Source organism: Pseudomonas sp. 65/3-MNA-CIBAN-0223, from assembly GCF_040310425.1.
GTDB lineage: Bacteria > Pseudomonadota > Gammaproteobacteria > Pseudomonadales > Pseudomonadaceae > Aquipseudomonas > Aquipseudomonas gregormendelii.
This window is the reverse complement of record NZ_JBEOPV010000003.1, coordinates 296,303-306,540: the sequence shown is the minus strand read 5'-3', so window position 1 is coordinate 306,540 and position 10,238 is coordinate 296,303. Positions and strand designations below refer to the sequence as shown.

The window sequence follows — 10,238 nt, the reverse complement described above, 5'->3', positions numbered from 1 at the left end:
CAAAAATCACTTCAGCAATCGCCATGCCATAAAACTTTTTGTTATTTTTCAGAAGGTTATACGGACGATTTGATAAGTCGGGGGAAATCCCCCACCCATTCCCCGGTTTGCGGGTTAACCGATGCCTGTCGGTATTCCCCACAATTGGGGAATCCCCCAATCACAGCGGAGCATCCACGGCCAGCCCCTGCAGACGCCGGTATTGGCGCAGGACGCTGGGCACATAGCGCTGGGTTTCGGCGAACGGCGGGATCACTCCGCCACGGCTGATCACTGCCTGTGGCCCGGCGTTGTAGGCCGCCACGGCGAGGGCGATGTCGTTGTCAAACAGGGTCATCAGGCGCTTGAGGTATTTGGCCCCGCCCTGAATGTTCGCCTTGGGGTCGTAGACATCCTTGACCCCCAGCTCCCGGGCGGTGTCGGGCATCAACTGCATCAACCCGCCCGCGCCTTTGGGCGAGGTGGCGCCGGAGTTGTAGCTGGACTCGGCCTGGATCACCGCATGCAACAGCGCCGCCGGTAACTGGTTGGCTGTGGCCGCTGCCGACACCAGTTCGGCATAGGGCCGCGCGGCAATCATCTGCGGCTGCTGGTCGAGGCTGACCTGGGCCACCTCAGGCTCACGGATCACCCGTTCATAGTGGCGGCCGGGACGGTGGACGTTGGACAGGACGTAGCTGCCCTTGGCGTCGACGGAAATGAACACATCGGCGTGCGCGAACCCGGCCAGCAACAGCACGCCCAGCAGTCCCGCAGTGAATGACTTGATCATTGGTACCTCCCCTGACCTGCCCCGAAAAATGGGGGTAATGCCCCAATGACAAGTCGTGAACCAGACGTACGCAAGCACCGTGCCGTAACTGTAAAGCCCCTTATTACGGGGGTTGCAGGGCAATGACCGGGCCTGTGCATGGCAATTGCATAAGGCTTTCGCGCGACCCTTCCGTCTATGTGTGAGGTCATCATGAAACAGCGTCAGTGCTGTATTGCGCGTAGCTATACCCCCCGAGCTCAGCGCGGGTTCACCCTGCTCGAATTGCTGGTGGTGCTGGTGGTGCTTGGCCTGTTGGCCGGCATCGTCGCGCCGAAGTACTTTGCCCAGCTCGGCCGCTCGGAAGTGAAAGTGGCCAAGGCGCAGATTGAAGGCCTGGGCAAGGCGCTGGACTTGTACCGCCTGGAGGTCGGGCATTACCCCTCGACCGAACAAGGCTTGCAGGCGCTGGTGACCGCGCCCAGCGATGAAACCCGCTGGACCGGCCCCTACCTGCAGAAAAAACTGCCCCAGGATCCGTGGGGACGTAATTACAACTACCGCTACCCCGGGGAAAACGGCGAGTACGACCTGCTGTCCATGGGCAAGGACGGCCAACCTGGCGGCGAAGGCGAAAACGCCGAAGTCACCAGTTGGCAATGACGGGAGTGGCGACCATGCGGTTTCATCTCAAGGCAGTGGGAAAGGCCGGCGTCGTGTCGGTGACCGTCGAGGCCCAGGGCGACAGCGAGGCGCGGCGCATGGTCGAGGACCAGGGCTTGCGCGTCGTCAGCCTGCAGGCCGACCGGCGCTGGCAAGCGCTGCGCCTGCACAAACGCGAAACCTTCAACCTGGTGTTGTTCAGCCAGGAGCTGACCACGCTGCTCAATGCCGGCCTGCCACTGATCGATGCACTGGAAAGCCTGGCGGAAAAAGAAAACGCGCCCCAGGCTCGCAAAACCTTGAGCGAGCTGGTGCGCTTGCTCTACGAGGGCAAATCCTTCTCCCAGGCATTGGGCCAGTTGTCTGCGGTTTTCCCGCCTCTCTACGTCGCCTTGGTACAGTCCAGCGAGAAGACCGGCGCCGTGGGTGATGCACTGGGTCGGTATGTCAGCTATCGCCAGCGCATGGACGAGGTTCGCCAGAAGATCGTCAGCGCTTCGATCTACCCTATGCTATTGCTGGTGGTAGGAGGTGGCGTGGTGTTATTCCTGATGGGCTACGTGGTGCCTCGCTTCAGCCTGGTGTTCGAGGGGCTGGGGTCGAACCTGCCGTGGTTGTCCCAGGTGCTGATGAGTTGCGGGATGTTCCTGCATGCGCATCAGGGTGAATTTTTCGGTGCCCTGGTGGCCATCGTCGTCGCCCTCGCCTTTCTCCAGCGCCAGCCGGCCTTTCGTCGTGGCGTCGATCGCGTGATCGAACGACTGCCGGCGGTTCATCAACGTATTTTCATGTACGAACTGGCACGCTTCTACCGCTCCCTGGGCATTCTGCTGCAGGGCGGTATCCCGCTGGTCACCGCCATGGGCATGGTCCGCGGCCTGCTCACCGTGCCCTCCCGCGTACGCCTGGACCAGGCCTGCGAACGGGTACGCGAGGGTCAATCGCTGTCCGCCGCGCTGGAGCTCAATCACCTGGTGACACCCGTGTCCCTGCGCTTGCTGCGTGCAGGCGAACAGTCCGGCAACCTCGGGCAGATGATGGAACGCAGCGCCGACTTCTATGACGAAGAAATCAGCCGCTGGATCGAATGGTTTGTACGACTGTTCGAACCGCTGCTCATGACGTTCATTGGCCTGTTGATCGGGGTGATCGTGATCCTGATGTACATCCCCATCTTCGAACTGGCCTCGAGTATTCACTGATACACCCACAACAAGACGGAGATCGATATGCACATGAAGAAGCTTTTGCTCGCAGTGGCTATTGGCGCAGTTCTGTCGGCATCGACTGTACTGGTTCCCGATGGATTGTCCGGGATGTCCAGCGCTCAGGCTAAGGATGGTGGTGGTGGCGGAGGAAGTGGTGGCGGCGGTGGCGGTGGCGGTGGCGGTAATGGTGGTGGCGGCAGTGGCGGAGGAAATGGCGGTGGTCATGGCGGCGGCAGCGGCGGCGGTAATGGTGGTGGCGGCAGCAGTGGCGGCAACGGCGGCAGTCATGGCGGCAGCGGCAGCGGCAGCGGCGGTAACAGTGGCAGCGGCCACAGCGGCAGCGACCATGGTTCGGGTCATTCCGGCAACTCCGCGTCATCCTCGTCCGGACGCAGTGGCACCCATAACGAGCCAGGTGACGACCACGGCGTGCACCGCGCCGGCGAAGTAGGCGACGACCACGGCGTACACCGCGCCGGCGAAGTCGGCGACGACCACGGCGTGCACAGCGCCGGCGAAGTCGGTGACGACCATGGCGTGCACGTCGGCGGCGAGCCAGGCGACGACAAACGATCCTGACAGAAACCGATCCTGTGGGAGCAAAGCTTGCTCGCGATGGTCGTCAACGATAACGCGGGAAAACCTGCAACCGCGTCTTCACGATACGATCCTGCAATCCGTTGATCTTGTTTGCCCTACAGGAAAACAAGATCAACGCCCCCCCCTAGACAACCCCCTCGGCGCTATCCAGTCGCTCACGCAAAAACCCGATCAACGCCTGCACCGGCCTTGACCCCTGGCGATGCTGTGGATACACCGCCGACAACGTCAAAGCATCTGGACAAAACTCATCCAGCACCGGCACCAGCCTGCCCTCCCGCAACGCCGCATCGACGATAAACGTCGGCAGATAGGTGATCCCCATCCCGGCAATCGCCGCATCCCTGAGCAATTCCCCGTTATTGACCCGCATGCGCCCGGTGACATTCACCGACAACGGCTTGCCCGGCCCCTCGAAGCGCCATTGCACCTGGCGACCGTGGCCGTAAGGCAGGCAATCATGGGCGTGCAACTCCTCCGGCCTGAGCGGCGTGCCGCGCTCCTCAAGGTACGCCGGGCTGGCGCAATATACGCGCCGGATCGAGGCGATACGCCGGGCAATCAGCGTTGAGTCTTCCAGTGTCCCGATGCGCAGCGCCAGGTCGTAGCCCTCACCGAGCAGGTCCACCGGCCGGTCACTCAGGTCCACCTCGACCGTGACCTCGCGGTAGCGCTGCAGGAACAGCGGCAGCAAACACCCCAGGTGCGCCAGTGCAAAGGACAAAGGCGCACTCACGCGGATAGTGCCGCGTGGCTCCGTGGTCTGGCCGGCAATGCCCTGCTCCACCTGCTCGACCTCACCCAAAAGGCGCAGGGCCGACTCGTAGTAGCTCTGACCCAGGGGCGTGACATCCAGGCGCCGGGTGGAACGGTTGAGCAACCGTACGCCCAGGCGCTCTTCGAGTTGCATCAACCGACGGCTGACGAACTGCTTGGACAAGCCCAATTGATCGGCCGCAGCCGTGAAGCTGCCGGAATCCATGACCTGGCAGAAAATGCGCATATCTTCGAAAGGGTTCATTGTCACTTCCTGGTTGACAGTCAAGCACTTTATAGCCGCTTTTTCCCTTTTTGACATCCTATTAATCTGTGCTCACCCCGGACATGCAGGCGCTGCCGGAGGCTGCGATCTTTTGATTCTGGGTGGTGAAAACCAGGATCAAAAGATCGCAGCCTTCGGCAGCTCCTACGGACCGTATTTCCCAACGAAAAGGAATTACTTCATGAACATCGTCACCCAATCCCTGACCGCTTCCCTCCTCGCCCTCGCCCTCGGTAATGCCTTCGCTGCGGGCAGCCCAGGCGTTGAACACAACACCCAGGCCTTTCTCGAAGCCCTCGCGGCAGGTGGCGGCAAGCCCCTCGAACAGTTGAGCCCCAAGGATGCCCGGGCAGTTCTGACCGGCGCACAGAATTCGGTGAAGGTCGATGTGTCGGGTATCGCCGTCAGCGACCGGGCGATCAAGGTCGACGGGCAGACCATCAACCTGAAAATCGTCCGTCCGGAAAAGCTTAAAGGTGAGTTGCCGGTGTTCATGTTCTTCCACGGTGGCGGTTGGGTTTTGGGGGATTATCCAACTCACCAGCGACTGATCCGCGATCTCGTGGTGGGCTCCGGTGCCGTTGCGGTCTATGTCGACTACACGCCGTCCCCGGAAGCGCACTACCCGACCGCGATCAACCAGGCCTACGCTGCCACCCGCTGGGTCGCCGAGCACGGCAAGGACATCGGCGTCGACGGCAAACGCCTCGCCGTGGCTGGCAACAGCGTCGGCGGCAACATGGCGGCGGTCGTGGCCTTGATGGCAAAAGAACAGAAAGCACCGGCCCTGCGCTTCCAGCTGCTGATGTGGCCAGTGACCAACGCCGCTTTCGACAGCGGCTCGTACCAGCAATTTGCCGAGGGCCACTTCCTGACCAAGGGCATGATGAACTGGTTCTGGGACAGCTACACCACCAACCCCGCTGAGCGCGCGCAGATCCACGCCTCGCCATTGCAGGCCAGCGCCGAACAGCTCAAGGGTTTGCCGGCCGCGCTGGTACAGACCGCCGAGTTCGACGTGCTGCGCGATGAAGGTGAAGCCTATGCCCGTCACCTGGACGCGGCCGGGGTGCCGGTCACGGCGGTGCGATACAACGGGATGATTCATGACTTCGGGCTGTTGAACCCGCTGAGCCAGATCCCGGAGGTGCAAGCGGCGGTGCGGCAGGCGGCGCTGGAATTGAAGACTCATCTGAATTGAGGATGTACCTTCTGCGATTTTCGTAGGCGCCCAGCTTGCCGGCGATAGCGATCGGGAATACGCCATCGCCAGCAAGCCGGCGGCTACGAAAAGCGGTTTCGCATTATCAGTCCAGCCTTCCGGAGTTCTCCATGTCCTTTGTCCTTGCCCACCTGTTGTCATTGAGTGCCGTGCTGCTGGTGATCGACACCTTGCTCTGGCACTTCGCGCCATTCAAGCATCGCGTTGTGCGTGTCGGCGTGCGCCTGGGGCTGTTCATGGGGTTCAGCGCGCTGATCATCAATGCCGGTGTCAGCCCGTTGCAGGCTCCGTTGTTTGCTGACGATAGCGTGCTGCAGTTGGGCGCAACGGCCCTGGGTATTCTCTGGTGGCTATACGCGGCGCGGGTGTTGACCGAGGTCATCGGCCTGGTGCTGGTGCGGCGCATCGGCCACAGCGGACGTTTGCTGCAGGACGTGATTGGCGCCCTGGTGTTCCTGATCACCATCGTCGCAGCGGCGGGTTATGTGCTGGAGCTGCCGGTGAAAGGCTTGCTGGCGACTTCCGGGGTGGTGGCAATCGTAGTCGGCCTGGCGTTGCAAAGCACCTTGAGCGATGTGTTCTCCGGGATCGTGCTCAACACCACCAAACCCTATCAGGTCGATGACTGGATCATGATCGACGGCGTGGAAGGCAAGGTGCTCGATATCGACTGGCGCGCCACCCACCTGTTGACCAGTGCTGGCAGCACGGCAGTAGTGCCGAACTCGGTGGCGGCGAAGGCGAAAATCGTCAACTTGAGCCGGCCGAGCAACATGCACGGCGTGTCGATCAGCATCCAGGTGCCCAATCATATCCGTCCGCGCCGCGTGCTGGATGCCCTGGATCGCACCCTGCAAGGCAGCAGCAGCCTGCTGCTCAATCCGGCGCCGAAAGCCGTGCTCAAGGAAGCTGGCGAATCCATGTCGGAGTACGTCGCCAGCGGCTTCATTGCCGAGTTGGGCAAGAAGAGTGAGGTGCGCAACCAACTGTTCGACCTGGCTCATCGACACCTTGAGGCGGCGGGGATTTCCCGTCAGCTCGACGGCGTGATCGAACCCACTACCCGGGCCCGGGCGTTGCTGGATGAAGTCAAAGTCTTCCGCTCCCTGAGTGACGCAGAACGCGACGAAATGGCACGCTCGATGGTTGCGCAGCAATACGCCGCAGGTCAGGTGGTACTGGAACTGGGCGATGTGCCGGACAGCCTGATGGTGATTGCCACCGGTGTCGTCAGTGCCAGCGTACCCGATGGCAGTGAGCACACCGAAGCCGGGCGCATGGGCCCGAGCGAGGTGATGGGCGAGCAGAGCATCCTCACGGACTCACCGTCCCAGGCCACGTTCACCACGTTGACTTCGTGCATCATTTACCGGATCGACAAGTCCCTGGCCCGCCAATGCATGGAGGCGCGTGTGGAAGTGGGTCAGGCGTTGAATAAATTGCAGGCGGTGCGCCAGCAGAACAGCCGGTTGGCGCTGATGGCCAAGCCGGCGCCAATCCGCAAAGGCGGGTTTCTGGGGTGGTTGCAAAAACGTCAAGGCTGACGCAAGAAACAGTGGAAGCGGGGTTGCCCGCTCCCACAGGCAATCGGTGTTGGCTGAAAATGCTTACTTCGAGCTCAGCACCGAATAGCTGTTCATCAGGTTGCGGTAGTTGGGAATGCGCGGCGACAGCAGGTTGGCCAGGCCTTCCATGTCGTTGCGCCAGTCACCCTGCAGCTCACAAGCCACCGAGAACCAGTTGACCAGTTGCGCGCCAGCGGCAGCCATGCGGGCCCAAGCGGCTTGCTGGACGGTTTCGTTGAAAGTGCCGGAAGCGTCGGTCACCACGAACACTTCAAAACCTTCCGCCAGCGCCGAGAGCGTCGGGAAAGTCACGCAAACATCGGTCACGACGCCGGCGATGATCAGTTGCTTGCGCCCGGTGGCCTTGACCGCCTTGACGAAGTCTTCGTTATCCCACGCATTGATCTGGCCAGGACGAGGAATGTACGGCGCGTCCGGAAATTGCTCCTTGAGCTCTGGAACCATCGGGCCGTTCGGGCCATTCTCGAAGCTGGTGGTGAGGATGGTCGGCAGTTTGAAGAACTTGGCCACGTCGCCCAGGGCCAGCACGTTGTTCTTGAACTCGTTCGGCGAGAAATCCTGGACCAGCGAGATCAGACCGGTCTGGTGGTCGACCAGCAGCACCACGGCGTCATCTTTGTTCAGGCGCTTGTAGGGAACATTGCTCATGTGAAACTCCTCGTTGGATGGGCATTACGTGCCGCGTCGAAGGGGAATTCGGCGCAGCGTGGATAGTCGTCAGAACGCGAAACACGAGCAGCCGAAGGCGCCCCAAAAGCCGGCAAAATCACTCACCGGAGCGTTCGACAAACGCGCCCGGTCGTGGCTATGGGCATGCACGCCACAGGGTCCGCTGCAGTGATGCACCTGGGCCTGGATTGGCGAGGTCGGGCGCCAGTGGCCGGGGACCTTAACCACCGGAGACCAGTCGGGCAGCACCGGCACGCTCGCCGGGCCAAGTTTTTCAAAGTCACCGGCGGCATACACCACCTTGCCGCCGACCACGGTCAACACCGACTCGATCCACTTGATGGCTTCTTCATCAACGCTGAAAAAATCCGCACTCAGGGCGGCCAGGTCAGCCAGTTGGCCGACCTTGATCATGCCTTTCTTGCCCTGCTCGGAGGAGAACCAGGCGCTGCCATGGGTGAACAGTTCGAGCGCGGTCTGCCGGGAGAGGCCTTCGCTGTGCAACTCCAGGCCACCGACGGTGCGACCGCTGACCATCCAGTACAGCGAGGTCCAGGGATTGTAGCTGGACACCCTCGTCGCGTCGGTGCCGGCGCCGACCGGTACGCCTTCAGCAAGCATGCGTTTGATCGGCGGCGTGGCTTCGGCGGCTTTGGCACCGTAACGCTCGACGAAATACTCGCCCTGAAAGGCCATGCGATCCTGAATCGCAATACCGCCGCCCAGCGCCCTCACCCGCTCGATGTTGTGCGGGGTAATCGTTTCGGCGTGATCGAAGAACCATGGCAAGGCGTTGAATGGAATGTCGCGGTTGACCTTCTCGAACACGTCGAGCATGCGGCTGATGGATTCGTTGTAGGTGGCGTGCAGACGAAACGGCCAGCGTTGCTCGACGAGGTGGCGTACCACCGGCTCGAGTTCATCTTCCATGGTCTGCGACAGGTCCGGACGCGGCTCGAGAAAGTCCTCGAAGTCGGCTGCCGAAAACACCAGCATCTCGCCGGCACCGTTGTGTCGCAGGAAGTCGTCGCCCTGGTGCAGGGTCACGCTGCTGGTCCAGTTCTTGAAGTCGGTGAGTTCTTCCTTGGGCTTCTGGGTGAAGAGGTTGTAGGCGATGCGGATGGTCAGTTGCTGATCCTTCGCCAACTGCTCGATCACCTGATAGTCGTCCGGGTAGTTCTGGAAACCGCCGCCGGCATCGATCGCACTGGTCAGGCCGAGGCGGTTGAGTTCGCGCATGAACTGGCGAGTCGAGTTGACCTGATACTCCAGCGGCAGCTTCGGCCCCTTGGCCAGGGTCGAGTAAAGGATCATCGCATTGGGACGCGCCACCAGCATGCCGGTCGGCTCACCGTTGGCATCCCGGACAATCTCGCCACCTGGCGGATTCGGCGTATTGCGGGTGTAGCCGGCCACTCGCAGGGCGGCACGGTTGAGCAAGGCGCGGTCGTACAGGTGCAGCACGAACACTGGCGTGTCCGGCGCGGCCTGGTTGAGTTCTTCCAGGGTCGGCATGCGCTTCTCGGCGAACTGGAATTCGTTCCAGCCGCCCACCACCCGGACCCACTGCGGGGTCGGTGTACGGTCCGCCTGCTCCTTGAGCATGCGCAAGGCATCGGCCACCGAGGGCACGCCTTCCCAACGCAGCTCAAGGTTGTAGTTCAGGCCACCACGGATCAGGTGCAGGTGCGAGTCGTTGAGCCCCGGAATGACGCAGCGGCCCTTGAGATCGACGACCTGGGTGTGTGCACCGCGCAGGGCCATGGCCTGGGCATCGGTGCCGACGGCGATGAAACGGCCTTCGCTGATGGCCACGGCACTGGCGCGCGGGTTCTCCCGGTCGACGGTATGAAATTGGCCGTTGAACAGAATCAGATCGGCGTTCATGGGTTTTCCTTGGGCTCGGAGGTGGGAGACAGCCAGGGCGCGAACAGCCGCGTCGCCATCGGCATGAACAGGTACACCACCGAGACGACGATGGTGAGGGTGATCAGGAACGTGGCCACCACGTAGTTGGAGAGCAAGGGGTGGAGTTGCAGCAGTGGCCCCCAGATCAATGGCACCAGCAGGGTGTGCGGCAGAATGACCAGCAACGTCACCACGGCCTGCTTCCAGCGTGGCGGTGGTGGTGAGGCGGCGTCGGCCTGGGTGAACCAGAATTCGTTGACCGGGTTGACCTCGGTCTGGTCACCGTCTGCCAGCATGGGAGTGGCTTCGTTGACCAGCGCCCGCCGTTGCGGCGAATCGAGCCAGCGCTGCATGGCTTCGGTGGAGCAGAAGCGCAACACGCAGGTGTACAGGTCAAGACCGGCGTTCTTGCCGCGCATCACGTCCACGCCCAGATGCCCATCCTGCTGTCCGGCGATAGTGACGATGTTGCGCAACCAGGCTTCGTAGGGCACTTCAAAACCGGCCTTGACCCGGTGTTTGATCACCAGGGTCACGACTTCTTCGAAGCCGCGCGCGGGAGTGTGACGTGTGGTGGGTTCAGACATGG

The 10,238-nt window shown here is 61.9% G+C and carries 10 protein-coding genes; 5 read left to right on the top strand and 5 right to left on the bottom strand.

From position 1 onward, the window contains the following. Positions 1–160: 160 nt before the first annotated feature. Entirely contained in the window at positions 161–772 is a 612-nt protein-coding gene (locus tag AAEZ09_RS04730; RefSeq protein ID WP_502947563.1) for a lytic transglycosylase domain-containing protein, read from the bottom strand. A 192-nt stretch (positions 773–964) separates the two neighbouring features. On the opposite strand from AAEZ09_RS04730, the gene gspG reads away from it, so the two are divergent. Genes gspG through AAEZ09_RS04715 form a run of 3 tightly spaced genes read left to right on the top strand, consistent with a single transcriptional unit; the run spans position 965 to position 3,201 of the window. After that, the gene (gspG, locus tag AAEZ09_RS04725; protein WP_205893978.1) at positions 965–1,414 is read left to right on the top strand and encodes a type II secretion system major pseudopilin GspG; all 450 of its coding nucleotides are present in this window, start codon (positions 965–967) and stop codon (positions 1,412–1,414) included. A 14-nt stretch (positions 1,415–1,428) separates the two neighbouring features. Then, positions 1,429–2,616, top strand: coding sequence for a type II secretion system F family protein (locus tag AAEZ09_RS04720; protein WP_045058829.1), 1,188 nt, complete (start codon positions 1,429–1,431; stop codon positions 2,614–2,616). Positions 2,617–2,643: 27 nt separating this feature from the next. Next, positions 2,644–3,201, top strand: coding sequence for a hypothetical protein (locus tag AAEZ09_RS04715; protein WP_350598347.1), 558 nt, complete (start codon positions 2,644–2,646; stop codon positions 3,199–3,201). Between the two features lie 145 nt (positions 3,202–3,346). On the opposite strand, the gene AAEZ09_RS04710 is transcribed toward AAEZ09_RS04715, so the two are convergent. After that, positions 3,347–4,243, bottom strand: a complete 897-nt coding sequence (locus AAEZ09_RS04710) for a LysR family transcriptional regulator (protein ID WP_350598345.1) — start codon at positions 4,241–4,243, stop codon at positions 3,347–3,349. A gap of 202 nt (positions 4,244–4,445) precedes the next feature. Here AAEZ09_RS04710 and AAEZ09_RS04705 point away from each other — a divergent pair, with 202 nt between their 5' ends. Both AAEZ09_RS04705 and AAEZ09_RS04700 read left to right on the top strand, forming a co-directional pair. Further along, the gene (locus AAEZ09_RS04705; RefSeq protein WP_350598344.1) at positions 4,446–5,465 is read left to right on the top strand and encodes an alpha/beta hydrolase; all 1,020 of its coding nucleotides are present in this window, start codon (positions 4,446–4,448) and stop codon (positions 5,463–5,465) included. Between the two features lie 131 nt (positions 5,466–5,596). After that, positions 5,597–7,030, top strand: a complete 1,434-nt coding sequence (locus AAEZ09_RS04700; protein ID WP_350598341.1) for a mechanosensitive ion channel domain-containing protein — start codon at positions 5,597–5,599, stop codon at positions 7,028–7,030. Between the two features lie 63 nt (positions 7,031–7,093). On the opposite strand, the gene ycaC is transcribed toward AAEZ09_RS04700, so the two are convergent. From ycaC to AAEZ09_RS04685, 3 genes are all read right to left on the bottom strand, one after another. After that, positions 7,094–7,720, bottom strand: coding sequence for an isochorismate family cysteine hydrolase YcaC (ycaC, locus tag AAEZ09_RS04695; protein WP_045061273.1), 627 nt, complete (start codon positions 7,718–7,720; stop codon positions 7,094–7,096). Positions 7,721–7,789: 69 nt separating this feature from the next. Continuing rightward, complete coding sequence (locus tag AAEZ09_RS04690; protein ID WP_350598339.1) at positions 7,790–9,628, bottom strand: amidohydrolase; 1,839 nt, start codon at positions 9,626–9,628, stop codon at positions 7,790–7,792. After that, positions 9,625–10,236 (bottom strand): antibiotic biosynthesis monooxygenase, encoded by a 612-nt coding sequence (locus AAEZ09_RS04685; RefSeq protein WP_205893717.1) that lies wholly within the window; start codon positions 10,234–10,236, stop codon positions 9,625–9,627. The genes AAEZ09_RS04690 and AAEZ09_RS04685 overlap by 4 nt, the downstream gene beginning before the upstream one ends. Between the last annotated feature and the right edge of the window lie 2 nt (positions 10,237–10,238).